Annotated in this window: 17 protein-coding genes; 7 read left to right on the forward strand and 10 right to left on the reverse strand. The window is 68.7% G+C overall.

Annotated elements, in window-relative coordinates:
* Positions 1 to 172 precede the first annotated feature (172 nt).
* Positions 173 to 982, reverse strand: coding sequence for a sigma-70 family RNA polymerase sigma factor (locus KEG38_RS17905; RefSeq protein ID WP_272420909.1), 810 nt, complete (start codon positions 980 to 982; stop codon positions 173 to 175).
* Positions 983 to 1418: 436 nt separating this feature from the next.
* Between KEG38_RS17905 and KEG38_RS55545 the strand changes: the two genes are divergently transcribed.
* A complete protein-coding gene (locus KEG38_RS55545) occupies positions 1419 to 3170 on the forward strand; it encodes a S41 family peptidase (protein ID WP_272420910.1) in 1752 nt (583 codons plus the stop codon).
* Between the two features lie 125 nt (positions 3171 to 3295).
* Entirely contained in the window at positions 3296 to 4003 is a 708-nt protein-coding gene (locus KEG38_RS17915; RefSeq protein WP_272420911.1) for a hypothetical protein, read from the forward strand.
* A gap of 27 nt (positions 4004 to 4030) precedes the next feature.
* Here KEG38_RS17915 and KEG38_RS17920 read toward each other — a convergent pair whose 3' ends face one another.
* From KEG38_RS17920 to KEG38_RS17930, 3 genes are all read right to left on the reverse strand, one after another.
* Positions 4031 to 5752: a DnaJ domain-containing protein gene (locus tag KEG38_RS17920; RefSeq protein ID WP_272420912.1), complete on the reverse strand. Its 1722-nt coding sequence runs from the start codon at positions 5750 to 5752 to the stop codon at positions 4031 to 4033.
* Positions 5753 to 5870: 118 nt separating this feature from the next.
* Entirely contained in the window at positions 5871 to 6740 is an 870-nt protein-coding gene (locus KEG38_RS17925; protein WP_272420913.1) for a 3D domain-containing protein, read from the reverse strand.
* A 54-nt stretch (positions 6741 to 6794) separates the two neighbouring features.
* Positions 6795 to 7238, reverse strand: a complete 444-nt coding sequence (locus tag KEG38_RS17930) for a hotdog fold thioesterase (RefSeq protein WP_272420914.1) — start codon at positions 7236 to 7238, stop codon at positions 6795 to 6797.
* Between the two features lie 116 nt (positions 7239 to 7354).
* On the opposite strand from KEG38_RS17930, the gene typA reads away from it, so the two are divergent.
* Genes typA through KEG38_RS17950 form a run of 4 tightly spaced genes read left to right on the forward strand, consistent with a single transcriptional unit; the run spans position 7355 to position 15547 of the window.
* Positions 7355 to 9193: a translational GTPase TypA gene (gene typA / locus KEG38_RS17935; protein ID WP_272420915.1), complete on the forward strand. Its 1839-nt coding sequence runs from the start codon at positions 7355 to 7357 to the stop codon at positions 9191 to 9193.
* A gap of 46 nt (positions 9194 to 9239) precedes the next feature.
* Positions 9240 to 10487 (forward strand): metallophosphoesterase family protein, encoded by a 1248-nt coding sequence (locus tag KEG38_RS17940; RefSeq protein ID WP_272420916.1) that lies wholly within the window; start codon positions 9240 to 9242, stop codon positions 10485 to 10487.
* Entirely contained in the window at positions 10484 to 14032 is a 3549-nt protein-coding gene (locus KEG38_RS17945; protein WP_272420917.1) for a YhaN family protein, read from the forward strand. Before KEG38_RS17940 ends, KEG38_RS17945 begins: the two co-directional genes overlap by 4 nt.
* Before the next feature lie 27 nt (positions 14033 to 14059).
* Positions 14060 to 15547 (forward strand): alpha/beta hydrolase, encoded by a 1488-nt coding sequence (locus tag KEG38_RS17950; RefSeq protein ID WP_272420918.1) that lies wholly within the window; start codon positions 14060 to 14062, stop codon positions 15545 to 15547.
* Here KEG38_RS17950 and KEG38_RS17955 read toward each other — a convergent pair whose 3' ends face one another.
* The 5 genes from KEG38_RS17955 to KEG38_RS17975 form a co-directional block, all read right to left on the reverse strand.
* Entirely contained in the window at positions 15548 to 16693 is a 1146-nt protein-coding gene (locus KEG38_RS17955) for a putative metal-binding motif-containing protein (protein WP_272420919.1), read from the reverse strand.
* A gap of 20 nt (positions 16694 to 16713) precedes the next feature.
* Positions 16714 to 17751 (reverse strand): tetratricopeptide repeat protein, encoded by a 1038-nt coding sequence (locus KEG38_RS17960; protein WP_272420920.1) that lies wholly within the window; start codon positions 17749 to 17751, stop codon positions 16714 to 16716.
* The gene (locus tag KEG38_RS17965) at positions 17748 to 19235 is read right to left on the reverse strand and encodes a serine/threonine-protein kinase (RefSeq protein ID WP_272420921.1); all 1488 of its coding nucleotides are present in this window, start codon (positions 19233 to 19235) and stop codon (positions 17748 to 17750) included. The genes KEG38_RS17960 and KEG38_RS17965 overlap by 4 nt, the downstream gene beginning before the upstream one ends.
* Before the next feature lie 106 nt (positions 19236 to 19341).
* A complete protein-coding gene (locus KEG38_RS17970) occupies positions 19342 to 19815 on the reverse strand; it encodes a hypothetical protein (RefSeq protein ID WP_272420922.1) in 474 nt (157 codons plus the stop codon).
* A gap of 161 nt (positions 19816 to 19976) precedes the next feature.
* Positions 19977 to 23162, reverse strand: coding sequence for a beta-propeller domain-containing protein (locus KEG38_RS17975; protein ID WP_272420923.1), 3186 nt, complete (start codon positions 23160 to 23162; stop codon positions 19977 to 19979).
* Between the two features lie 310 nt (positions 23163 to 23472).
* On the opposite strand from KEG38_RS17975, the gene KEG38_RS17980 reads away from it, so the two are divergent.
* Positions 23473 to 25557, forward strand: coding sequence for a glycoside hydrolase family protein (locus KEG38_RS17980; protein WP_272420924.1), 2085 nt, complete (start codon positions 23473 to 23475; stop codon positions 25555 to 25557).
* On the opposite strand, the gene KEG38_RS17985 is transcribed toward KEG38_RS17980, so the two are convergent.
* Positions 25558 to 26778: a GNAT family N-acetyltransferase gene (locus KEG38_RS17985; RefSeq protein ID WP_272420925.1), complete on the reverse strand. Its 1221-nt coding sequence runs from the start codon at positions 26776 to 26778 to the stop codon at positions 25558 to 25560.
* Positions 26779 to 26939 lie beyond the last annotated feature (161 nt).

Here is a 26939-nt window from a genome sequence, read left to right on the forward strand (position 1 = left end):
ACAGCGGCGCTGACATCTCAACCGGCAACGGTGTACCACCGGCCCGTTGGAAGAACTGCGCATCGCGCAGTTCTTCCACCCCGAGTCCAGGGCTTGCCCTGGTTCGGGTCGAGGGGCGAACAGCCCCCGCGGGGCCCGGGGCAGCGCCCCGGCGCGGCGGTTTGCGATGCTTCTAGTGGAGCAGCTCGGTGAGCCGCGCGCGGACGCGCTTCTTCGCGCGCTCCTCGATCTGCCGCACGCGCTCCTTGCTCACGCCGAAGTCGGCGCCGAGCTCTTCGAGCGTTGCCGGGTCCTCGCTGAGCCAGCGCGCGTTCGCGATCTTTTGCTCGCGCGGCGAGAGCTCCGTGACGATTTGCCGCAACGCCGTGGCGACCTGCCGCTGCTCCTCGTCCTCACACGCCTGATCCTCGGGCGAGGGGAGTGGCGAGGAGAGCCGGTCGAGTGGCGCGTCGCCCTCGGGGTTCTTCTTGTCGAGGCTCACGTCGCGCGCCATGAGCAGCGGCAGGAGCTCCATCACGCGCTCGCGCGGAAGGCCGCTCTGCGCGGCAAGGACGTCCGGATCCCGCTCGTGCGTGCGGCGGTAGATGCGCAAGACGCGACGCTCGCTCTTCGAAGAGCCGAGGCGCACGATGCGGTAGCCGCGTGCCACGTGCTCGCGGATCTCGGCGCGGATCCAGTATGCGGCGTACGTCACGAGCCGACAGCCGCGCGACGGGTCGAAGCGCTCGGCCGCCTTGAGCAGGCCGATGTTGCCTTCCTGGACGAGGTCCTCCACCGGGATGCCCCAGCGCCGGTACTCGAGGGCGATGGTCATCACGAAGGGCAGGCACGCCTCAACAATGCGGCGACCCGCGTCGCGGTCTCCGCTCCGGAAGCGCTCGGCGAGGTCGCGTTCCAGCTCGGGGGTCAACGGCTCGCGCTTGTCGAGCTCGCGCTGGCGCGGAGCGTGAGCGAAGACGGCGGGACTTCGGCTCTCGGCCATGGGGACTCCTCGCGCCCCGGGGCGTTCCCGCCGCCTCTGCGACGACGGGGTGGGGAAGGCGCACGGCCCGCCAATGCAGGGCCGATGCCGTACGCAAATCAGGCTCTTTCTCGAAACCGGCCGATCTCGTTTCGCGCAAACGTCACGGGGCGCCCCAGGGGCGCGAAACGGTTGCGTGAATCCGCGAGCGGCGCCCCGGCGTTGTGGGGGCCACGCGCACCCCTCGTTCCTCGAGATGTTCGCACGCCGTTTTCACCCCCGCGCCTCGGGCGTGGTACACCCTTTCCAGACACACGTGGGCAGGCGTCTCGCATCCAGAGGGTGGTACTTCGCTGCTGCCACCGCCATCCTCGCGGTCGCAGTGCACCGGCCGGCCGAGCCTCCAAGGCCCGCGCAACGCGGCATCGCGTTGTGGTCGCTGCGCACCCTCGACGTCGTGGACGAAGAGGCCCTCGGCGCGGAGTGCGGCGCGCCCTCGGGTGGCGGACTCGTCCTTCCGACGGGCGCGCCCGCGGCGCTCTCCTGCGAGGCGGCGCGGACCATCATCGCGCAGGTCCGCACGAACCTCGCGGCGCCGGTCACCGACGTCGAAGCCGCAAAGTTTGCCGATGGGGTCGTCGACTGGCTCGACCCGCACGGGCTCTGGTCCGTCGCGCCGGATGCGCCCGTCGCGCCGCTCGTGCGCCGCGAAGGCGAGCGACTTCTGCGGGAGCTCGAGGCCGCGCCGAATGGCGACCCTTGCGCCGCGGCGGACGTGGTCGGCGCCTCGCTCGCTACCTGGATGAAGACGCTGCGCGTGTCGTTCGACGAGGGCCTGCGCGAAGGCCGCCCCGAAGGCCGCGCTCGCTCGCCCGCCGAGGTCTGGCGCACGGTGACCGCCGCGCCCTTCGAGGACGGTCCGATCACGCGCAATGGCCGTGAGCTTGCGCGGGAGCTCGGGCGTGAGGTCGGCGCGGCGCGGGCTGCGTACGGCGCACCGCTCGACCCGTACGTCACGGCGGCGAGCCAGCGGCTCTTCCCCGATCTCACGGCCGAGGCCTGGGGCCGCGTGGTCATCGCGGCTGCGGTGCGCGCGTACGTGCCTCAGCTCGACGCGCATGGCGCGTGGGCGCCGCTCGACGAGGAGATCTCGATCTACGACCTCGACCTCGAGACGAACCCGCCGCTGCGCCTCTGGTCGGAGATGACGCGGACGGCGCTCGGCGTCCGCGTCGATCGGGGCGCGCTCGCGCCGCTCCTCGACGGCGACGTCGTGCTCTCCGTGCGGGGCGTGCCGCTCACGGGCATGAGCGTGGAGCAGGCCGAGCAGAGCGCCCTCGTCGAAGGCGCGCCGCATGGCCCGCCGGCGTCCGTGACGATCCTCCGGCCCCATGTCGCAGAGCCCTTGGAGCTCGTCGTCGCGCCCGCGCCCGCGCCTGCGCGGGAAGGCCCTGCGCCTCCGGCCGAACCCCCGGAGCTGCCCTTCGACATCGTCCGATACGCGGACGGTCGCGTCGCCGTCGTCACGATCCCGGACGTCCCCGACGACCTTGGCGATCGCATCGGCGCGGCGCTCGCGCGTGTCCGCGATGCGCACGACATTCGCGGCGTGCTGCTCGACCTGCGGGCGAATGGCGGCGGCTCGACGGATGGCGCCATGGCGGCGCTCGGCCATTTCCTCCCCGGCGCGGCGCTTTTTCCGATGCGCCGGCGTGATGGCGGCGTCGAGGTCGAGCGCGCGCCCGAGGTCCCTGCGGAAGAGTCGTATTCGGGTCCGCTCGCGGCGCTCGTGGACGGCGACTCCGCGAGCGCGGCGGAGATGATCGCGGGGGCGCTCGCCAGTTATCGCCGTGGTGTGGTCATTGGAGACCGGACTTATGGCAAAGGCTGCGCGCAGGAATACCTCGACGACGAGGCACACGCGGGCGTCCTTCGTTTGACGACATTGCTCTTTTCTTTGCCGGATGGCGCGCCGGTCCAGAAGGTCGGTATATTGCCGCAAATCACGCTCTCGCTGCCGGCGGCGACCGAGCGGGAGGCGCGGCTTTCGCGTGCGCTCGAGCCTTGGCGCGGGCCGGACGTGCGGGATTCTGCGCTCGTGCGCGAGGTGCCGTGGGCGCTGCATGGCGGGCGTGTCGGTCCTTGCCGGGACGAGACGGTCTGCCGCGCGCTCCGGGCGCTCGGGACCTCCGTGGCCGCGGCGCGCTGATCATTCTGGCGCAGGCTGGGCCAACGCCGCGACATCGCGGCCTGCCTTTGCATTCGCGGTGGGCCTCAAAAGAACGTGATACGCTGTGGCATTACGCTTGCTGAAGGGCGTGTCTGGAGGCCGTGATGCGATTGGCTTTGCATGGATGGTTGGGCGCAGCTTCGCTTTGTGTTTTGCTGCTCGGCGGCTGCAGCGTGTCGTTCGTCGATTCGAACAATGGCTCGGGTGGCTCGGGCGGGGGCGCGGGCGGTTCGGGCGGTATGGGCGGCGGTCAGGGCGGCGGTGGCGGCTGCGGCGCCGATTCCTGCGGTCAGGGGGGCGCCGGCGGTTCGTCGTCGTCCTCCGGCGTCGGCGGTATGGGCGGCGGCTCCAGCGGCGCGCCGTGTGGCGGGTTCGCCGGGCTCATGTGTGGACCCGGCGAGTGGTGCGATTATCCGAATGATCGGTGCGGCGATACCGACCTCACCGGCATTTGCAAACCGCGGCCGGAAGGGTGCCCGGACGCATATTTCCCGACCTGCGCGTGCGACGGCATGGTGTATGGCAATCCCTGCGACGCCGCACAGGCGGGCCATGATGTCTCGGACCTCGGCAATTGCGAGCCGCCCGAGGGGCTCTTCCCCTGCGGCCACAACTTCTGCGACAAGGCCACGGAGTATTGCCAGAAGACCACGTCGGACGTCGCAGGCTACCCCGATTCCTACCACTGCGAGCCGATCCCCGCCGCGTGCGGCAGCACGCCGAATTGCGCGTGCTTGAACGACCCGTGCTTTCAGTTCTCCTGCGACAGCTTGTCCGGCGGCGGCATTCTCGTCACCTGTCCGGGCGGCTGAACGCCTGCGAATCCCGGCGGGGAATGCTCAGCGCTTCTTGTTGAAGAGCTTGCCGAGCAGGCCCCGGCCGGGGTTCGAGCCGGGTCCGTCGTCCTCGGGCGGGTGCCTCATTTCGTAGAGACGCACCTCGCGCGCCGCCTCGATGTTCTTCGGGTTGACGACCGTGACGCGCTTGAAGTCCCGGTACGCCTGGTGGACACGCCCGGCGAGCTTGAGCAGCCGGCCGCGGTAGAGCAGCGCCTTCTCGTAATCGGGCTCCGCCTTGAGGACGCCGTCGAGCTGCGTGATGCAGTCGTCGTAGACGTTGTTCGTCTTGCCCTCCTCGGGCACCGGCGGGAGCGGCCGCCGGCTCGCCACGACCCACGCGAGCAAGGCAATGTACGCGGGCTGCTCGGGATCGGCGGAGACGGCGCGCCGCACGGAGGCTTCGCAAGAGGTGAGGTCGTTCTTTCGCAGGAAGACCTCGGCCTTCTCGAATTCGAGCGCGGCATTCACGGCGCGCTCGATCTGGGCCTGCTCGTCGAGCACGGCGCCGCTCAGCGACGCGAGGTACTGGGCGCGCCCCGCGTCGTCCTTCAGCGCCGCGTAGGCTCCGTTGATGGACGCGAAGAGCCGCGCCACCCGGGGCTTCAAGTCGTGCAGATCCTTCGGGAGTTTGTCCGGATGGTACACCAGCGCCAGCTTGAAATAGGCGTTCCGGACGTCGCTCGACGTCGCGTCGCGCGGGACGCCGAGCATCTGGAAATGGTCCTCGTTCGGAACGGAGGCGAGCTTGGCCTCGATCTCGGCGCGGCGTTTCTCGTTGTTCGGGGGCGCGGGTTTGTCGGGCGGCATCGGCCCGGTCAGGTCGGACGCACGTTTGACGGCCTGGAGGGGCCCGGTTCCCTCGCGCTTGATGGCCTGGAGCGGCCCGGTCCCCTCGCGCTTGACGGTCTGTAGAGGCCCGGTCGGGTCTGCCGCGCGTATCACCTCGTCCCGCGGCCGCGTCCCGGTCTGGTCCACGTACTGCGGGCCCGTCGTGCCCGACGTCGGTCGCCACCCGTACGGGTCGGAGGTCATCGCGGTGCGCGCGGCGGCGGCGCGCTCGAGCCCCACGGGTGGGCGCGTGGAGCCGCCGAAATCCAGATGCCGCGTGATCGTCATCCCGTAGACCACGCCACGCACGATGCGCGGGGGCACGCCGCTCGTCTTCACGAGGTCGGCGAGCGTCGTCCGCTGCTTGCGGAGCCGCTCGACGAGCGCGCGCTCCTCGGGCGTCAGCCGGAACCGCTCCGGCGTCGCCCCGTTCGCGATCCCCATCGGGACGTCGTCGACCCGGCGCAGCGTTGCCTCGGCCTGCGGCGCCCCGACGAACGCGCGCGCGCCGGCCATGATCACCGCGAGCGGCTCGACCCGCGGCACCTCCGTGCCCCGCTCCGCGAGCAGGTCTTGCCCCGCGTAGAACGCGTACCGCGTCTCGGCCTCGACCTCGCAGAGCTTGATCATCGCCCGCTCGAGCGGGGTTCGTTCGGCGTACCGGGTGCCCGCGAGATCCATCACGCGCGTCGGCGTTCCCTCGTCGAACGACACCGCGGCGCGCGCGCCCGTCTTCGTGGTCAGCACGAGCGTCCCCGTGAGGAGCTTGTCGAGCAGGTACACGTAGAGGTGCAGGAGCGGCGTCTGCACCAGGTGGGCTTCCGCCGTCGGTACGAGCCCCGGAGGGACGACGAGGGGCGATCCGGTCGTGGGGGCAGGGGGCGAAGCAGCCATGCGCGGCGACTCGGCCAAAGCGTGCCAGGGTGCGCGCGGGGGCGCAACGGGGCACTCCGATGACCGTGTGGATTTCGCGGGCGTCTGGAAAACGGTTGGCGCGGCCGCAGTACGCGGATCAGGGCCCGCGGGCGACGAGCGAGCGGCAGCGCGCGTCGTCTGCGTAGACGCGTACGCCGCGGTTCGAGGGCACGAGCCCGTTCAGGCGGATCGTCGCGGCGGGATCTCCCGTGAAGACGTCGATCTGCCTTCCGACGACCTTCATGCCGCGGTCCTCGGCGACGAAGCAGCCGTCGTGGCGCCCGCCCTCGGGCAGGCTCACGCCCTTGAACTCGGGGATGAAGAGCACGGTCCCGAGCGGGATCACCGACGAGTCCACGGCCACCGAGCGCAGCGGCGTGATCGGCTTGCCGAGGGCACCGCGGCCCGTGGGGAAGCGGGCGGGGTCGAGACGCTCGAAGCAGATCTTCTGGTTCGTGCGCGGGCAGACCGCGGCGCAGTCGCAGTCGCGTTTGGCGAAGCTCACGGTCTCGCCCGTCGAGAGGCGGCCGCTGCCCTGCACGCAGACGCGATCGTGGAAGTCCTGCGTGACGAGCGTGATCGGCTTGCAGCTCGCGTCGTAGATCGTCGCGTTCTTCGGGCCCGCGTCTTCTTTCGGGAAGTCGTAATAGGTGTTGCGGAACCGCTCGCCGTTGCGGAAGGCCGCCGCGGGCGTCGTGCCCGAGCCTTGCGCCGTGATGGCCACGACCTCCTCCGCGTTCGGCGTGGGAGCGGCCGCGGGCGTCGTGTCGCGTGGCGTGGCCGGCGTTCGTTCGGGCGCGCGCTCGGCTTCGAGAAACCCCGCCCGCGCGCCCCGCGTGTCCGACCAACCGCGATGCTCGGCTTCGCGCGCGGGCTCGCCTTCGCCTTGCACCCAGGCTTGCCCGGCTGCGGTCGCGCACGCGGCGCCCGAGAGGCAGGCGACGAGCGCCATGGTCAAAGGTCGCATGCGACGAGGATACCCTCGCTCGCCCGCCGATGGCCAAGAGGACGCCGGGGGGGGTCAGGCGTCTCTTGGCTGCTTCGGGTTCTTCAGCGCGTAGACGCCGCGGGCCGTGGCGACGAGCTCCGACGCGTCGCTCGGGTGGTAGAGCCGGATGTCGGCCCAGCCGAGCTTGGCGCCGACGCGCACCGTGGTCGCGTCGCCGACGAGCGTCTCGCGTCGACCGGGCCGGAGGTAATCGACGCGCAGATCCACCGTCGAAACCCGACCGAGCGCGGGGTTCTCGATCGCGGTCCACACGCAGAGCCCGCCTGCCGTGTCGGCGAGCATGCTGATCACGCCGCCGTGGATCGCCTGGCGCACGGGATCACCGATGAGCTCGTCACGCCACGGGATCGACAGCGTCACGTGGCCTCGCGCGAGGTGGTCGACCTTGACGCCGATCCACTTGTTGAAAGGGATGAGCTCCTCGGCGAGCTGCCGAAAGACGTCCAGATCCAACATTTTTTTCGTCGCGCACCATGCCGGAAAAGCCCTTGGTCTGGAAGGCCATCGCTCGTGCGCGGCCCGCCGGGTTCGCTCGCCTCGTCACAAAGCGCGTGCTAGGAGCGGCCCCCAAAATGGCCCGCAAGGATCTCCGCAACATCGCCATCGTGGCCCACGTCGACCACGGTAAGACCACGCTCGTTGATCACATGCTCCGCCAGGCGGGCGCTTTCCGCGAAAACGAGGTGGTTGCCGAGCGCGTGATGGACTCGAACGACCTCGAGCGCGAGCGAGGAATCACCATCCTTGCGAAGAACACGAGCGTCCGCTGGAAGGGCGTCAAGATCAACATCGTCGACACCCCGGGACACTCCGACTTCGGCGGCGAGGTCGAGCGCACCCTCATGATGGCCGACGGCGCGCTCCTGCTCGTCGACGCGGCCGAGGGGCCCCTGCCGCAGACGCGCTTCGTGCTCTCGAAGTGCCTCGAGCGTGGCTTCCCGCTCATCGTCGTCATCAACAAGATCGACCGCCAGGACGCCCGTCCGCACGAGGTCCTCTCCGAGGTCTTCGACCTCTTCTGCGACCTCGGCGCGAGCGACGCGCAGACCGATTTCCCCACGGTCTACGCGATCGGCAAGCTCGGCCAGTGCAAGCGCGAGCTCGAGCACGAGCTCACGAACCTCGTTCCGCTCTTCGAGACGGTCCTCGCGCGGGTCCCCGAGCCCAAGGGTGACCCCGAGGAGCCGCTGCAGATCATCGTCTGCAACACGACGCACGACGACTACGTCGGCAGGCTCGCGGTCGGGCGCATTGCGCGCGGCAGCATCCGGCAGGCAGGCGAGGTCGTGGTCCTCGGCGAGAACGGCAAGGTCACGAAGGGCGCGGTGAAGGCGCTCTTCACGTTCGAGGGCCTGAAGCGCGTCAACGCGGAGAGCGCGCAGGCCGGTGAGGTCGTGGCCATCGCGGGGCTCGAGGTGAACATCGGCGACACGATCGCCGATCCGCAGCGCCCCGAGGCCCTCGAGCGGATCGTCGTCGAGGAGCCGACGATCAAGATGAAGATCGGCGTCAACACCTCGCCGTTCGCGGGCAAGAGCAAGCAGTCGAAGTTCCTGACGAGCCGTCAGCTCAAGGATCGGCTGGAGCGCGAGGCCCGGAAGAACCTGGCGATCCGCGTCGAGCCGACCGATTCGCCCGACACGTTCCTCGTGCTCGGCCGCGGCGAGCTGCAGCTCGCGATCCTCGTCGAGACGATGCGGCGCGAGGGCTACGAGATGCAGCTCTCGAACCCTGAGGTCGTGACGCGCGAGATCGAGGGGCAGGCCATGGAGCCCGTCGAGCTCGTCGTGATCGACGTGCCGGAGACGTACGTCGGCATCGTGACCGAGCGCCTCTCGTCGCGGCGCGGGCGCATGGTGAAGATGACGAACCCCGGGTTTGGCCGGGCGCGCCTGGAGTTCCAGGTCCCGTCGCGTGGGCTCATCGGCTTCCGCGGCGAGTTCCTCACGTCGACGCGCGGCACGGGCCTGCTCAACACCATGTTCGACGGCTGGACGCCGTGGGGCGGGCCCATGATGCGCAGGCCCACGGGCGCCATCGTGGCCGATCGCGCGGGCGTCGCGACGCCCTACGCGCTCCACCACCTGCAGCCGCGCGGCACGTTCTTCATCGTGCCGGGCGTCGAGGTGTACGAGGGCATGATCTGCGGCGAGCACAACCGCCCGAACGACACCGACTGCAACGTGATCAAGGAGAAGAAGCTCTCCAACATCCGCAACCACGGCAAGGACGAGAACGTCCTGCTCGCGAGCCCGAGGCTGCTCACGATCGAGACCGCGATGGAGTGGATCGACGCCGACGAACTCGTCGAGGTCACGCCGGAGTTCGTGCGGGTGCGCAAGAAGGTGCTCGCGGTGAACCTGCGCGATCGGCGTGAGGACGCGATCGAACAGGCACAGGCCGTCGAGTAAATCGATCGACCGAGCGGGGCGCCGCGGGTAGTATCCGCGGCCCCTGATGAAGTTTTTTCACGCGGCGGACATCCACCTCGACAGTCCTCTGCGCGGGCTGGATCGATACGAAGGGGCGCCCGCGGACAAACTCCGCGGCGCGACGCGGCGGGCCCTCGAAGCGCTCGTCGAGGCGTGCATCGCCGAATCCGTCGATTTCCTCCTCATCGCCGGCGACCTCTACGACGGCGACTGGACCGACTACAACACGGGCCTCTTCTTCGTCCGGCAGATGGCGCGCCTGCGCGACGCCGGCATCCGCGTCTTCATCGTCCGCGGCAACCACGACGCGAAGAGCAAGATCCTCCGTTTGCCCAAGGACGTGCACGAGCTCCGAACCGACCGCGCCGAGACCATCGTCCTCGACGACGTCGGCGTCGCCGTGCACGGCCGCGGCTACGCCCGCGCCGAGACGACCGAGGACCTCGCCCAGACCTACCCCGGTCCGCGGACGGGCTACTTCAACATCGGCCTGCTCCACACCGCCGCCGAGGGCCGCGAGGGGCACGCGCCGTACGCGCCTTGCCGCGTCGAGTCGCTCGTCCAGAAGGGCTACGACTACTGGGCCCTCGGGCACGTCCACGCGCGCGAGGTCCTCCACGAAACCCCCTGGATCGTTTTTCCCGGCAACCTGCAGGGCCGCCACGCCCGCGAGACCGGGCCCAAGGGCGCGAGCCTCGTCACGGTCGAGGACGGCCGCGTGAAATCGGTCGAGCACCGCATCCTCGACGTCGCGCGCTGGGCCGCCTGCCAGGTCGACGCCTCGCCCGCGCGTTCGCCCGACGACGTCCTCGAGCTTTGCCGCGCCGCGCTCTCGCGCGAGGTCGACGCGGCGATGGGCCGTAACCTCTGCGCGCGTGTCGCCGTCACCGGCCCGAGCCGCGCGCACGCCGCGCTCTCGCGTGACCCCGACAAATTCCGCACCGAGCTCTGCACGCTCGCGAACGATCTCGGCGAGGTCTGGGTCGAGAAAGTCCAGGTCCGCACGCGCACCCTCGCCGATCTCGACGCGCACGCCGAGCGTGATGATCCCGTGGGGGCGCTCCTCAGCAAGCTTCGATGGATCGTCGAGGACGATGTCGAGCTCGGCAAGCTCGGGCGCGAGCTCGACGACATCGCGGCGAAGCTCCCGCCCGAGTATTTCCAGGCCGAGGTGGGCCCGCGGATCAAGGAGATCGACGTCGTCCGGCGTCTCGTCTCGGAGCTACCGGACTACCTCCTGCCCGAGCTGTTCCCGGAGGGGGAAGCGCCTTGAAGATCTTCGCGCTCGAGCTGCTCCGCTGGGGGCCGTTCTCCGACCTGCTCCTCGACTTCTCCTCGCCCGCGCGCGCGCTGCACGTCGTCGTGGGCTCGAACGAGGCCGGCAAGAGCACCACGCTACGCGCCGTCACGGGCCTCTTTTTCGGCATCCCCGAGCGCACCGCGGACGATCATCGCCATAAGAAGCCCGACCTCCGCATCGGTGGGCGCATCGGTAGCGAGAACGACGAGGAGCTCTCGATCGTCCGCACGAAGGGCCGCAAGAATACCCTACGAGATCGTACGGACGCGCCGATCGAGGAAGAGCACCTCCGGCGCCTGCTCGGCAACCTCGAGCAGGGGCAGTTCGAGACCATGTTCGGCCTCTCGCACGATCGCCTCGTCGAAGGCGGACGCGCGCTCGTCGAGGGGCGCGGCGATCTCGGCGAGAGCCTCTTCGGCGCGGGACTCGGGCAAACCGGGCTCTCTTCGCTCCTGCGCAAGCTTGAACAACGCGCCGAGGAGATCTTCGTCCCGCGCGGCCGCACGAAAAAGCTCAACCACGTCATCGAGAAGTTCAAGAAGGCGAAGGACGATCAGAAGACGTTCTCGCAGCCCGTGCGCGCCTGGGAGGAGCACAAGAAGGAGCTCGACGCGTTGCGCGAGCGCGCCGCCGCAGCCCAGGCCGAGCGGGAGAGCTTGCTGCGCGAGCACCGCCGACTCTCGCGGATCAAGCGCGCGCTCCGGCCCATCGCCGAGCGCACCGAGATCCTCCTCTCGCTCGAAGCGCGCCGCGATGTCGTCCTCTTGCCCGAGACCGCGGCCGAGGATCGGCGGCGCGCGCAGGCCGTGATCGCCGACGCGGGCCCGTGGGAAGATCGGCTCCGCGCCGAGATCGCCGAGCTCGAAGGAAAGCTCGTGTCGCTCGACGTCCCCGCGCAGCTCCTCGACAAGGCGCAAGCGGTTCGGAAGATCCAGGAGGACCTCGGCAGCCATCGGAAAGCCAGCGGCGACGGGGCGCGGCTCCGCGGCGAGCTCCGGCAAATCGAAGACGAAGTGCGCGCGATCTGCGCGCGGCTCGGTCGGTCGATGACGGCGGAACAAGCCGAGGCGTGGCGTTTGCCCGCGGCGCTGGAGCTGCGCGTCCGCGGGCTCGTCAAGCAGCACGTGGCGCTCGATGCTCAGGTCCGCGCCGCGGAGAGCGCGCTCGCGACGGTCGAGGCGAGGCTCGCCGAGGAGCGACAGCGCGGCGCGGGGTTGCCTCCGCTCGCCGACGTCGCCGATCTCGGACGCGCCGTCGAACGCGCGCAGCGGGAGGGTGATCTCGACAAACTCATCCGGGAACGCGAGCGCGTCGCCGAGGATCTCGGGGCGCGCGTGCGCAGGGAGCACGCGGCGCTCGCGCTCTTCGAGTTGCCGTTCGACCGCATCGGGGCCTTGCCCTTGCCGTCGCGTGAGACCATCGAGCGGTTCGAACGCGCCTTCGCCGACGACGAGGCGAAGGCGCGCGGGCTCTCGCAGACGCTCGCGGATCGCCGCAAGAAGCTCGCGGACGTGGATCGGGAGCTCGAGCGCACGCGGCGCGGCGGGGCCGTGCCGACGGAGGACGAGGTCGCGGCGGCGCGTGAGCATCGGGATGCGCTCTGGGTCGCGATGCGTCGCTCGATCCTCGCGGATCCTGTCATCGAGCAAGGAGACGTCGCGACGTTCCGCGCCGCTCCCGCGCGCGTCGGCATCGAGATGGTGCTCGACTACGAGGCGCGCGTGCGGCACGCCGACGAACTCGCGAAGCGCCTGTTCCACGAGGCGGATCGGGTCGCGAAGGTCTCGACGTTGTCCTTCGAGCGCGCGAGCCTCCTGCAGGAGATCGACGAGCTCTCGGCCTCGCTCGCGGCGCTCGCGACCGCGCGCGAAGCCGAGAGCGCGAGGTGGCAACAGGAGTGGTCGCGTTCCGGGATCGCGCCGCTCTCGCCTGCGGAGATGAAGGGGTTTCTCGTGCATTACGAGAAGCTCGCCGAGGACCGCGCGCGCTGGATGGCCGCCGAGGCCGAGCTCGCGTCGATGCGCACGCTGCGCACGGATCACGAGGAGGCGCTCGCGCGGCTCCTCGGCGCTCCCCTGCCGGGTGAAGCCTCTCTCTCGGCGCTGATGGAGCGGGCACGTTCGGTCTGCGAGCGCGCCGCGCGGGCGCGTACGGAGCGCGAGTCCCATGACAAGGAGCTCACGCGACGCACGGCCGAGTCCGCGCAGCTCAAGGCGGATCTCACGAAGAAGCAGGCCGAGCTCGACGCGTGGTCGGCCTCGTGGGCCGAGGCGATGCAGAGCATGGATCTCGCCCGGACCACGCGCCCGGACGAGGCCGAAGAGGTCCTGCGGCTCTGGGCCGAGCTCACGAAGCGATGCGAGAAAGCGGGCGCGATCCGGCATCGCATCGCGGGCATCGAGCAGGACTCCAAGAGGTTTTCCGCGAACGTGCTCGACGTCGTGCGCGTCGCTGCGCCCGACCTCGCCGGCGAGCCCACGGAGCAAGCGGCCGACATGCTCGTCGAACGCTTCTCCCTCGCCGAGAAGGACGACATCAAGAAGCGCGAGGTCACGGGCAAGCTCGACGAGAAGCGACGCGAGCTCGAGGACGTCACGCACAAGCGCAAGGCCGCCGAACGCAAGCTCGCCCAGCTCTTCGACGAGGCGCGCGCGACGAGCGTCTCCGAGCTCGTCGTCGCCGAGGAGCGATCGAAGGAGGTGCGCGACCTCCGGGCGCGGCTCGACCCGCTGGAGCGACAGCTCCTCGATTTCGGCGAAGGGCTCGGCCTCGAGGCGCTCGTCGCCGAATGCCAGGGGCTCACGGGCGACGACGTCGCCACCGCCCTCAACGCGGTCGAGTTGAAGAACGAGGCGACGAGCAATACGCGCGCCGACATCGACAAGGAGATCGGCAAGCTCGAAGAGCGGCTCGCCCTGCTCGACGGCAGCGGCAAGGCGGCCGAGGCGGCAGAGGAGGCGGAGCAGCACCTCGCGGCCATGGCGACCCTCGTCGAGGAGTATGCCCGTGCGCGCCTCGCTTACCGGCTGCTCGAAGACGAGATCAAGCAATACCGGGAGAAACACCAGGGGCCGATCGTGCGCCGCGCTTCCGAGCTCTTCGAGCGGCTCACGCTCGGGTCGTTCGTGGGGATTCGCGGAGACGACGAGGGCGAGGAGGGCCGGCCGATCCTGAAATGCGTGAGGCCCGCGGGGGGCCTGGTCGGCGTCGAGGGCCTCAGCGACGGCACGCGGGATCAGCTCTTTTTTGCGCTCCGCATGGCGAGCCTGGAGCGCCATTTCGAGCACAACGAACCCATTCCGTTCGTCCTCGACGACATCCTCGTCAATTTCGACGACGCGCGCTCCCGCGCCGCGCTCTCCATCCTCGGCGAACTCTCGCAGAAGACGCAGGTCCTTTTCTTCACGCACCACGCGCGCGTCGCCGATCTCGCCCGCGAGGCCGTCCCGCCGTCCCGCCTTTGCTTGCACGACCTCGACACGCTCGGCGGGCGCGCTCGTTTGCGTCCTGCAAGCTAGCGCCTCCCTGATTCGCCTCGCGGTACCATGAACCTCCTCATGGTCACGATCGCGCGGCGCCTCTCCGGGGCCTTCCCATTCCTCGTTTCCCCCCTCTTTCTCGGCTGCGGCGGTGATCCCGATCCCCCGCAAGCGCCCCCTGCTCCTGGCATTTCCTGGGAGGATTGCGGGGGCGGCTTCGAATGCGCCACGTTCTCTGTGCCCGTCGATCACGACGCGCCGGACGGACGGACGTTTTCGATTCCGCTCGTGCGCCGCCCGGCCGCGGTTCCGTCCGCGCGTATCGGCTCCTTGCTCGTCAATCCCGGCGGCCCCGGCGCATCCGGCGTGGGCTGGGCGCGCGCGGCGCAGATCGCTTTGCCGCAGCGCCTCAAGGATCGGTTCGATCTCGTCGGTTTCGATCCGCGCGGCCAGGCCGGCAGCACGCCCGCGATCGATTGCGTCGACGACCTCGCGCCCCTCATCGGGCTCGATCCGACGCCCGACGACGACGCGGAGCGCGCGGCCCTCGTCGCCGGCGCGGACGCCTTCGCGGCCGCTTGCAAGCAGCGGAGCGGCGACCTCTTGCCGTTCGTCGGGACGAACAACATCGCCCGCGACATGGACCTCCTCCGCGAGGCCCTCGGCGACGACAAGCTCACGTACGTGGGTTTTTCCTATGGAACGTTTCTCGGAACGATCTACGCCGAGGCCTACCCGGATCGTGTCCGGGCGCTCGTCCTCGACGGCACGATCGATCCGACGGTCTCCGGCGATGCGTTCATCAAGGGGCAGGCCCTCGGCTTCGAGGCCGAGCTAGAAGCGTTCCTCGCGGACTGCGCCGCGAAACCCGCGTGCGCCTTCCATTCGGGCGGCGACCCGTGGGCCGCGTACGACGCCGTGAAGGCCGCGGTCGAGGCTTCCCCGCTGCCTGCGCCGCCGGGCGGCACGCGCACGCTCGGGCCCGGCGAGCTCATCTACGCCGTGTCACAGCCGCTCTACAATAAACACCAATGGAAATACCTCGCCCAGGCGCTCGCGCTCGCGGCCGCGGGAGACGGCTCGGGCCTGCTCGAATTCGCGGACGCGTACGTCGCCCGCAGCGCGGATGGCACGTATGACGCGTCGTTCGAGGTTTATTACGGGGTCACCTCGATCGACAACACGTTTCCGAATGATCCCCAGGTCTATCAAAACCTCACGAACGAGCTCCAGGCGAAGGCGCCGCGAATCGGCATGTATTTGCCCGCCACGGCGCTGCCCTCCGCGCGCTGGGCATTTCAGCCCTGGCGCTCGAATACACCGATCTCCGCGGACGGCGCGCCGCCGATCCTCGTCGTGGGCTCCACGGGGGATCCTGCCACGCCGTATCCTTGGGCCGTCTCGCTCGCGGCGCAGCTCTCCTCGGGGGTGCTCCTCACGCGCGAGGGCCCGGGGCACATCTCGTTCCTCCGAGGCAACACCTGCATCGACCAGGCGGTCACCGATTACCTCGTCGATCGGAAGCTCCCGCCCGAAGGGACGACCTGCAAATAGTCAGGGCGCGTCGACGCAGCGTTCGTCGACGAGCAAGACGTCGTCGATCGCGTATCCGCCCCAGCCCCCCGTGTCGCCGCTCTCGTAGGACCAGACGAGCGACGTGGCCGGGCCCGTGAAGGTGGCGAGTTCGCGCTCCAACTCGTCCCATCCCGGCACCGGCTGGTCGTCCGTGGGTCTGGGGTTCGCCAGCGAGAACAGCATCGTCCGCTGGGGCCCTTGTTGCACCGACAGCGCCACCGCCGGGGGCGCCCCGAGCGTCCCTGCGGGCGTGAAATCGATCCACTGCTGGAAAGAAAGCCACAACTTCGGCGCGCCCGTCGTGTCCACGACCGGCGATTCGAGCTCGCCCGAGGTCGCGGGTGGGACACACGCCCCGAGCCCGACACCCACGACGTTCCCGTCGTCCGTGCCCGTGACGTCGTCCTCCGGGCCATTGCATTCCCCATCGCTCGGCGCCGCTTGCACGAACCCGCTGTTCGTCCCGGAAGACCACAGCTCCGCCGCGGCCCCCGTGTTCAGCACGCCCAGCGAAAACGTTTGTCGCAGATACACCTTCCCGACGGTGCCGTTGCAGTTCTGATCCACGCCGTCGTCGCAGATCTCTTTCGCCCCCGGATGGATGGCTGGATTCGTGTCGTCGCAATCGTTTCCTTCGTGCACCCACGCGCCTCCGCCCAGGGGCACGGGCGGCGGCGTGCAGCTCCCGGGTTCCTCGACGATGCGCGGCGTGCTGCCGGCCCCGTCGTTGTCTGCGTCGTAGTAGAAGAGCGCATAACACAGCACGTCCTTCCCCACGCAGGCCGTGCGGCCCGGGCACGGCTTTTTCCTGTCGTCGATCAGAATCGGGCAATCGAGGACCGGAAAATCCTCGTCCGTCTTGCCGTCGCAGTCCTGATCGATCCCGTCGCACTGATCGTCGATCCCGCGCGTGTTCACCTCGGCGCTTTTGTCGTTGCAGTCGAGCGTGTTCGTCACGTACTCGGGCGGCGGAGCCCCGCACCAGGTGAGCGGATCGTGCAGGTTCCCCTCGCCGTCCTTGTCCGCGTCCCGGTACACCGTCGTGAGCGTGGTGCATTGCTGCGTGTAATCGTCGCCGAGCGAGATGAACGTCTCGCAGCCGAGGAGCCCCGCCACAAGGCCCATCAAAAGCAGCGCGGTCCGCCTCAAAACACGCCTCGCACGGCCATGAACCCGCCTCGAACGTCGAGCTCCACGCGTGCGCCGCGCGCGGCCGCGGGCTTCGTGCTCGGCGTGAACAAGAGCACCGAGACCCCCGCCGTCGCGGCGATTGCCGCCGCCCCGAACCCCAGGTTCGACACCGACGCATACGCCTTCGTCTGCTCGTACGCGTCGATGCCCGCCGGCGTGCACCGCTGTTGCACGCATTCCGTTTCGAGCACCTCACGCCGATCGAGCGTGAGCCCGCCCATCACCACGCCCGTCACCAGCGCGAGCGCGCCGATCGAAAAGAGCCCACTCGCGGCCACGATGCTCCACGTCGGCCTCGTCGGCGGGGCCGCCGCGGGCTCGATCGTCCGTTCCACGCCCTTCGCGAAGAGGCCGAGGCGCAGGACGATCGACACACTTCGGCCCTCGGGCAGCTCCACCTCGCGTGTCGTCCGCGCGCCGCTCCGTGCCAACGCCTCGACCTCGTGTTTGCCCGGATCGAGCTCGCGCGGCTCATCCATCGGCCAGAGCTCGCCGTCCACGAACAGCGTCACCTCCGTGGGCGGCGGACCGCGCACGTCGACGGCGAGCGTCGGGATACGCAGGCGCACCGGGCCGAGCTCCGCGGTCGCCGCTTGCCGTGCGCGAAGGAGCGAGTTCGATGGCGTCTCCGGCAGCGGCTCGGCGACCGTCCGCTCGTACAGCGCGCGCGCTTCGAGGAGCTTGCCGCGTTTGTCCTGGCAACGCGCCATGTACAGCACGAGCTGCGGCGTGTGGAATGCCTCGTCGGCGTCGCGGAAGAGCGGATAGGCGTCGGCGTACTGGCCCGCGCGAAAGAGCTGCATCGCGCGGCGGCCTTTTTCGAGGGCGATGGCGCGTTTTTCTTCGCGCAGCTCCTCCTCGGAGGGCTCCGCGGGCGGCGGCGGGGTCACCGTCTCGGTCTTCGGCGGCTCGTCCGCCCGGGATCCGAAGGGGAAGATCAGCGCCGCCAAGAGCGCGGCTCCGGCGAGGGAGACGCGGCGGCTTCGATTCATCGCGGGGGCTGCGTCGTGGCCGGCTTCGACAGACCGAGCAGCTCGTCGTCCTCGTTCGTCGTCGAGGCCGGCGCGGGCTCGGGTTTGCCGTCCGCGTCCGTCTTCGGGGTCGCGGGTTTGGCAGGAACGACCGGTTTGTCACTACGAACGGGCGCCTCCGTGGGCGTCCGCTTCTGCGGATCGACCTCGGCGAGCGTCTCGGGCGTCGTCTTCGGGACCGCCTCGGGCGTGGGCGGAGGCTGCTTGGGCGCGGGCGCCTCGGGCTCGGTCACGGGCGGCGGCAGCGGCAACGTCGGGCTGCCCGGGCCGTCGATGCGCGCTTCCTGGGCCGGCGCGACCGGGCCGAGGAACACCCATCCGAGGGCGCCGATGGCGAGCGCGCCGAGCCCCGCGGCAACGAACCTCCGTTGCTTGTGCTTCGGCGTCGAGCCATCGTCCTGCGTCCGGCCGGAGGGCGACATCGTGAGCGTGCCCGGACCGTCGGGAGCAGCCATCGTCTCGGCGAGCGCGACCACGGTGTTCTTCTCCCTCGGGCGCGGCGACGGGCTCGGGACGATCTCGTCGCTCGCTTCGAGCGAGGGTGTCGGGTCGTGCTTTGCGACGGGTGTGCTTTTCACCTCGGCGGCGGGCTTCGCGGTGAGTGCTTCGAGGGCTTCGAAAAGCTCGCGCGAGCTCTGGAAGCGCTCGGCCGGATCACGGGCGAGGGCGCGGTCGAAGAAACGATCGACCTCGGGTCCGAGCTCTGGCGCGAGGGTCGAGGGCTTCGGGATCGGATCGGTGCAGATCGCCACGAGCACGGCGCCGACCTCGTCCTCGACGAACGGCGTCCTTCCCGTGAGCATCTGGTAGAGGATCACGCCGAGCGACCAGAGATCGCTGCGGTGATCGACCTCCTTCGACTTCCGGATCTGCTCGGGGCTCATGTAGAGCGGCGAGCCGACGAGGTTGCCCGATCGCGTGACGTCACCCGACTGCGGCGTGCCCGGCGACACGGCTTTGGCGATGCCGAAGTCGAGCAGCTTCACGATCTCGTCGTCGTCTTGCCGGGCGAGGAAGACGTTGCCGGGCTTGAGGTCGCGGTGCACGAGGCCGAGCTCGTGCGCGCGGCGCAGCGCCTTGCAGATCGGCTGCGTGATGCGCAGGGCCTCCGCGAGGTCGAGCTTGCCGCGTTTGTCCAGGCGCGCGGCGAGATCTTCGCCGCGGAGCAGCTCCATCACGATGTAGGGCGTTTCGGACTCGACACCGTAGTCGTGCACCTCGACGACGTGCGCGCTCTGGATTTGCGCCGCGGCGCGTGCTTCGCGTTCGAAGCGGGCGCGTGCGGTGTCGGAGGCGGTCAGGCCCGACTCCATGAATTTCACGGCCACGGCCCGATCGAGCTTGAGGTGGTGGGCGATCCAGACCGCGCCCATGCCGCCCCGTGCGAGCGGGCGCTCGAGGCGGATCTTTCCGGCGATGAGCTGTCCCTCGGCGATGACGGTCACGATGGGACCGAGGATACCACGATATTCGTTCGTGGATCTCGCGTGTCGTGAGGGTGTGTGAAGAAGATGGCGGGGGTGCCGGGGAGGCGGAACGAGAAGACGCGGGTCAGTTGCTGTCGCTCGAGGGTTTCGGCGGCGGGAGCTCGCCTTCCTCGCGCAGTTTTTCGACAGTCCGCCCCTGGACCTTTTCGCCGATCCATGCGCCTGCGACGGCCATCAGGATGCCGACGACGAACGTGGTCGCGAGACCGACCAGGGCGCCGCCGAGGGGGTAGCTGTACTGGAGGTGCCAGATGATCGTGTGCATGGCGTTCGGCAGGATCGCCATGAACGTCGCGAGGGCCGGCTCCTTGACCGTCTCACCGGGGCTGAAGATGCCGATGAGGATGCCGCCGACGAAGTACGAGACGAACGCCACGATGCCGGCGATGACAAGGCCGCCCTTCTCGGGGCCAAAGCTCGCGACGATCGAGGTCTCGACCCCGCCGAGCAGGAGGAGGCGCATCACGAAGTAGAGCGAGATGATGACGCCGCCGCCGATGATGACCCATTTGTAGGACAGCTCTTTGCGTTTGCTCATACAATTTCCGACGCGTGGATGAGGGAGTGCGTCGCGGCGCATCATGGCGCCACGGGGCAGGTGGTGTCAACGGCGGGGTGCGTCAGGAGGCGTCGCCCGACGGAGGGGGGGACGCTCGCGAAGCCCGCGGGGCCCGCGAGCGTCGTAATGGCAGAGCGCGATTAATTGCCGCTCGTCAGCAGGTTGTACGTGTCGAGATCGGCCTCGTGCACGCCGTAGCGCCCTGCCGCGATCAGCACCTCGTCGTCGTCGATGACCGGCGTGACGCTGTAGTACCAGTTCCAACCCGGGAAGAAGGCCGTGGACGTCGGCGTCGTCGGGTCTTCCAGGCTTGCCATGAGCACGCCGCCGTTCAGCGAGAAGAAGGCGCGGCGCTCGTCGACGCTGAGCAAGCTCGCGTTGGCCGGGCGCTTCACGTTCGACAGGACCTGGAACGTATTGTTGTTGCCGCTCTTCGGCTTGAGGACGCTGAAGCGGTCATTGTTGTTCGTGTAGTAGCTGTAGGGCTCCCACACGAGGTTGTGCGAGGCGACCGGCCTGTCGCCGTCGATGAAGAGCTGATGGACGTACCGGTTCGCGAAGTGGTGATAGTTGTCGAGCTCGGCCTTCTTGCCCTTGATCTGCAGCTTCGCGACGGCGGTCTCGATGTACTGGCTGTTGCCCCAGACCAGATCCTGCGTGAAGAGGGTGTTGCCCTTCTTCGCGATGAACCTGCCCGGCACGTTCATCGGGGCCTCGAGCTTCGGCTGTGACGGGTGCTTCAGCTCGAGCTGCTTCACGTAGTACCGCGCGTAGGGGCGCGTGTCGCCGGGCTTGGCATCCGACTTCTTGACGGTGACATAGATGTCGTCGTCGGCCGCGTTCACCTGGACGAACTCCTCGTCCGGCCCGGCCGTCACGTCGATCGGCGCGAGGACCGTCGGCTGCGACGGGTTCGAGAAATTCACGAGCGTGAGCTTTGCCTTCGTCCGGAAGCGCGCCGCCTCGTATTCGCTCCCGTAGCAGTACGTGTAGGCCTGCGATTCCGCCTCCGACCAGTCGAGCGGGACGCAGGTCGACTCCGCGTCCGCGTGATCGGTGCACTGCGCGAACCCGCCGACGCAGTAGTCGAGCGCGCCGTCGTTGATCTTCCGGCATTCGCGCCTGCCCGTGAAGATCGTGCAGCCCTCCTGGCCCCGGCACGACGACCAGTCGTAGGTGTACGAATAGCAGTACTCCATCGAGACCGGCTCGCCCTGGACATTGTTCGTCGAGATGAACCCGAGCGACTTCTTTCCGACGACGGCCCCGGCCCCGTAACCGTAGTAGTAGTAGCTGTACGGCAGCTCCGTCGTGACGAGCTGGCCGGCCTCGACCGGGTGCGCCGGATCCGAGAGGTCCCACGCCTTGATGGTCGTCTCGAAGTTCGGATAGTCGAGCCACTTGCCGGAGACGCTGACGAGCAGGTCGCCCACCTGGTAGTAGTGCGCGTTCACCGGGATCTCGATGGTCGCCACGGGCGTGCCGGTGTCGACGGGCTCGTCGTCCGGAATGATCTCGACCTTGGCCATCGCGTTCGGATCGTACCAGTACCAGTAATCGTCGAAGTCCGGTCCGCGCAGGCGCGCGCGGTGGTCGTCGAAGACCCAGACCTGCCCGTAGTCCGGCGCGAGGCCGAGCTCGCCGACCTGTTGGGGCGCGTCGAGGTTCGATTGATCCCAGATGCGGAGGTTTGTCTCGGACAGGTTTGCCCCGTTCGTCGCGTCGAGCTTGAACGTGCGGCGGACCGCGTCCGTATGGTCCATGATGCCGCGCCGCGTGAGCGTCGAGTTCGAGAACGTGAAGATCTGGACGGCCGACTCGTAGGACCAGTTGCCGTTCACGATCTTGTAGCCGGCGAAGGGCAGGAGCACGAGGCCCGTCTCGGTCTGGCCCGTCGGCGCCGTCACGTTGACCGCGTCGTGGAGCACGCTGAACGCGCGGTGATCCCAGTTCGCCTCGGACCAGTTCCAGCCGTGATCCTCGCCGGCCACCTCTTTGCGGTCGAGCAGCGGGTTCGGGTTCTCGAGGTTCGTGATGTCGTAGAGGCTGACGGCGAGCTTGCGGCCGTTCTGATCATCGACGCCGATGCCGATGAGGCGCGAGTTGTCGAACGCGGGCCGGAAGAAGTCGTTCCAGCCGGAGACGATGAACTCGCTCTTCTCCTCGGCGTGACCGTTCGGATCGATCGAGAAGGCGTGGAACGGATCGTAGTTGCGATACGTCACGGCGAACGCCCGATCATCGAGGAAGATCGCGGCGAAGAGCGACATGTTCTCGCCGAACGCCACCGTGTCGATCGGCACGACGTTGTCGAGGTTCGACGCGTCGTACGTCTGCAGGTAGCTATGATCGCCCGTGCTCCATTGCGGGCCCGAGAAGATCCGGAGCTGGTCGTTCCGGTAGTCCATGTGGAATTGCGACCGGATGTAACCGTTGACCGTCACCTCGTCGCGCTGGACCATCGTGCCGCCGTTGTCGGAGATGTCGATGACAGCGACGTCGCTCTGCCCTGACGACCACCAGTGCTGCTCGCGCGCGACGAGGAGCACTTCGTTCTCCGCGTGGATGGCCGATACGTAGCCACCGAGGGGCAGCTCGCTCTTCTCCGTCATCGCCGTCTGGCCGACGTCGAAGCTCTTCACGGTGCTGCCTTGGATCCACTCCCAATAGCCTTGATCGTTGATGAACCAGTCGTAGTGGCTCGCGGCGACGAACAGCGCGTCCTGCGTGGCGCCGTTCGCGTAGCGGCTCGTCTGGATGTAGCCAGGCACGTCGTACTGCGAGCGCACCACGGGCTTCGACGGGTTCGAGATGTCGACGAGGAGCACGGTGCCACCCGACGTGCTGTCGACCTCGAGGCTGTTCGGTTTGCCCTTGTAGCCGTACCAGTCGTTCATCAAGAGGATCGCGCGCGTCCCGTCGACGTACATCTCGACCGGCGTGCCGCCCACCTGGAGCTGGCCGACGACCTTGGGCTCGGTCACGTCACTGACGTCGATCACCTGCAGGCCGCGATACCAGTTGAGGTTCAGGAGGGTGCCATTGTTCATGACACGGTAGATGTCGCCCTCCTCGAGCTCCTGCTCCTCTTCCTCCTCTTCTTCTTCCTCCTCTTCCTCTTCCTCCTCTTCGCCCCACGTGAACTGGTAGTTCGGCTGATCGGCCGACAGGAACGAGGTCTGGGCCTTCGCGGCCTCCTTGCTCTCGCCCGTGTTCTCCTCGCCATCACCCGTATTCGTGGCGCATCCCGGCCCGGCCACGAACAATAGCGCCGTCAAGAGACCCGCCGTTCGTGCCACGGGGCCACGATTCAAGAAGCTGCGCATCGATGTCGCTCCCTTCGTCCTTCACACAAGATGAAGGAATAAAAGCCTTCCTACCTAACCGACGCATCCGGGGGACGTCAAGGCGCCGCCGCACCACACTTGCGAGCGCCGATGGGCATACATGTCGCACAACGATGTCGTGCGTTGCGTCAATGGCGAAAACCTGCTGTCCGTATGGGTGCAAAATATCTGCTGCGGTGTCGCGGACGCTCCGTCCCCGGGGGACGCCTGGGGCGTGCGGCGATTTCGTGCTGCCTTGCGCAGGTCCGCGATCCTTGGTAAGGGTCGGAGTTCCCTTCAGGACCATTCCATGCGGCAGAGAAGCCCCATTTCGATAGCCTGGTTCTCGGCGCTCGCCTCCGCGGCGGCGTTGTCCCTCGTCGGCGCAGCGGGCTGCAACCGCGACAGCGGCAAGGAGAGCGAGGCGGCGCCGGCTCCGAGCGGCACGGCGAGCGCGGCGATTGCGCCCGAGAAGAAGAAGGCGCGCGTCCGCGGGCCGGACCTGCACGACGACCGCTTCGACGCGAAGATCACCGAGAACCTGCCGAAGGTGCCGGACCCGAAGATCACGGGCCCCGACAATGCGGGCGCGCCGCTCGAGAATCAGGTCTTTCGCGATCGCGTGCTCGGCTTCGCGCGAAAGGTCGCGGCGATCGAAAAGGAAGGGGAGAGCGTGGCCTGCGAGCTTCCCGTGACATCGCCCAAGCCATTTCGCGCCGTCGTGTGGGGATATCGCGATGGCGCCCAGGTGGCGCGCGGCGAAGCGTCGGACACGTCCTTATGCGTGACGCTCAAGGAAGCGACGCGGCGCGCCGTCGCTTCCGGGGGCGGGACGAAGGAGGCGCTCGGGACGACGCGGCTCGCCATCGAGCTGCCCGACCACGGCATGTCGATCCTCGAACACGAGGGCAAGGGGCTCGAGCTCGATCACGGCCTCGTCCCGCTCCGATCGTTCGACAAGGCGCTGCTCACGAAGCGCATCGACGAGGGGCAAGCGTATCTGCTCCGCATCCTCGACGCCGAGCACAAGGGGGCGCACAAGTACTATCACGCCCCGGCGGATGCGTTCGAGCCCGAGCTCCACACGATTTACACGGCCTCGACGGGCTTCACGCTGCTCAAGCTCCACGCGATGAAGAAGGACAAGAGCCTGCTCGACCAGACGAAGAGCACGGCCGAATTCCTTCTTTCGATGCAGAGCCGCGACGAGCGCGACCACACCGCGGGCGGGTTTTTCTACACGCTCGATCTGAAGCGCGGCAAACCCGAGCGAAAGCTGGTCGTCGGCACGACGTCGAAGACGATCTTCACGCTGCTCGAGCTTCACGCGCTGACGAAGGAAGCGAAGTACATGGACGCCGCGCGCAAGGCCGGGGATTGGCTCATTTCAATGCAGCTTCCCACGGGCGCCGTGCGCGCGTCGTTGAGCCAGCACGAGGGCGGGCCCTGGGCGGTGCAGGCGAAGGAGTCGACGCTTTATACCGGGCAGGTCCTCTCGGCGCTCTCGCGTTTGAACCGCGCGACGAAGGACAAGAAGTACCTCGACGCCGCCGCGACGACGGCGATGTACCTCGCCCAGAAGGTAGAAACGCAGGGCTGCTACGTCGGCGACGAGTACCGCAAGCCGAACCCGATTTCGAGCTCCTGGCTCGTCCTCTCGCTGCTCGATTTCGCCAAGGCCACCGGCGACAAACGCATCGAGGACATGGTCTTCCGCTGCTCGCGCGAGCTCCTCGGGCGGCAATGGAAGCGTCCCGAGGACGCCTACCGGCACGGGCGCTGGAAGGGCTCGCTTTCGAGCAGCGGCACGGGCTGGCTCGCCGAGGTCATGAGCGAGGTATTCATGTTCTGCCGGGACAAGGGCAAGGAGAACTGCGACGCCTACAAGGACGCCGTGGTCGCCGCCGTTCGGCAGATCATGCAATACACCTACGCGCCCGAGAACGATTTCGTGGTGAAGAACCGGAAGGCGGCCGCGGGCGGCGTGTTCTGGAGCGTTCGGGAACGGTACGTCCGGACAGACTCCGTTTGTCACGCCATGAACGCGTACATCAACATCCTGCCGTTTCTCGGGGACGGTGCGCTGCTCGAGCTGCCCGAGATGCCGCTCGCAGAGCGGCTCGCCTTCGATTCCGAGGCTGACGACAAGAAGGCCGAGGCCGAAGACCGGGCCGGCGGCGACGATCGCGAGGGCGCGGACGAACCGCTGATGTCACGCGCCGAGGATCCGGCCGAGGAGGGAGCAATGAAAGGCCCGCGCCGCGTGCCGATGAGCGGGGGGCCGGACGACGGGCCGCCGAGGCCTCGTTTTCCCAAGGGTTTGAGGCCCCCGGGCGGCCGGGGCCCGAGGCCGCCGGGCCCGCCCCCGCCGCCGCAGCAGGGGATGCCGCAGTAATCAGAAGATTTCGGGGCAATACGGGAGGCGCGACCCGACGAACATGCGATCGGCGCGCTCGAGCGCGCCCTCGGTCCGCGGAATGACGCCTCCGATCTCCGCGAGGCGCGAGAACGAAAAACCGCCGAGGTATGCCGATCCGAGCGCCGCGGCCGAGACCCGCAAATCACAGGGGTCCTCGGTCCGCGTCACGTGCGAGGTGGCCGCGTCGAGCCGATACCGACCCGTGTTCCACGGGCAGAATTCGTCGTCGACCTCGATCACGATCGAGCCCTCCGCGCCATAACGTCGCGCTGCGAGCGCCCGAGGCACGTCCACGATGCGGACCCACACCGAGTCGTAGGTGCGGTAATGCATGCGCCGCGGCTCCGCGAGCAGGAGGAAGAGCGGGTGATCCGGGGATAAACACGTGGCGTTGATCCGCGTCGCGAGATCGATGTCGCAGAGGTACCGCCACACGGCGCGCGTGCCCGCGGGCGACGCGCCCATCGCCTCCTGTACCGTCACCGTGACGACCGGGATCTGCGGGGCCGTCATTTCGAGGCGGGTGCGGTAAAGCGCATACCCCTCGTCGCGGCCGTCGACCTTGACGATCACGCGCTGCAGCGGCCCCGATCCGGCCCGCGTCGACTCCACATCGAGAAGCCTCCGAAGGCTCCACCACAGGGGCGAGCGCGACGGCATGCACGGGGCTGCGCGGCGCGCGCGCTCGTAGAGGGGCGGCATGCGTTCGAGCGCCTCCGCTTCGCTCACGAAATGCGCTTCAAAGGGGACGGGCGAGCCCACGAATGCGGATCGGTCGCGCTCGATCGATACGTCGCCCGAGAACGCGGCGATCCCGTACCCGAAGCGACCATAAATCGTCGCCTCGGTCGCCCAGAGCGCCGCGATGGGCTGTCCGCGGTCGCGCGCGTCGGCGAGCTGTCGCTCGATGAGCTTGCGCAGGATGCCGCGCCTCCGGTGCGTCGGCATCACTGCGACCATCGTCAGGCCCGACGTGGGCACGGTGCCGCCGCCGGGCGTGCTGAAGTCGAAGGCGAACGCGCCGGCGCTGCCGACGATCGCATTGCCGTCATAGGCCCCGATCCGTGTGACGAACTCGGGGAGCCGCCGGGATCGTTCCGCGCGCTCGGGCGAGGGCGGGAGGCCAAAGGCCGTAAGGATGGGATGGGCAAACTCGTCCGCGTGCTCGGGGCCGAGAAGGCGAATCTCGATGGTCATGGCGGGACGAACCTACCACATCATTCGCCGCGCCCGCGCGCTCGCTCCGTGCTCCGTGTGTCTCCCGGGCGCGGAGGAGGGGCATCGGTGGCGTTCTTGGTGGACGAACGGTGACGTCCCCGATGGCACGGCCCTCGCAAACGTCGATCTGACCGCCAAAT

It is taken from the genome of Polyangium jinanense (assembly GCF_028435265.1).
Lineage (GTDB): Bacteria > Myxococcota_A > Polyangia > Polyangiales > Polyangiaceae > Polyangium > Polyangium jinanense.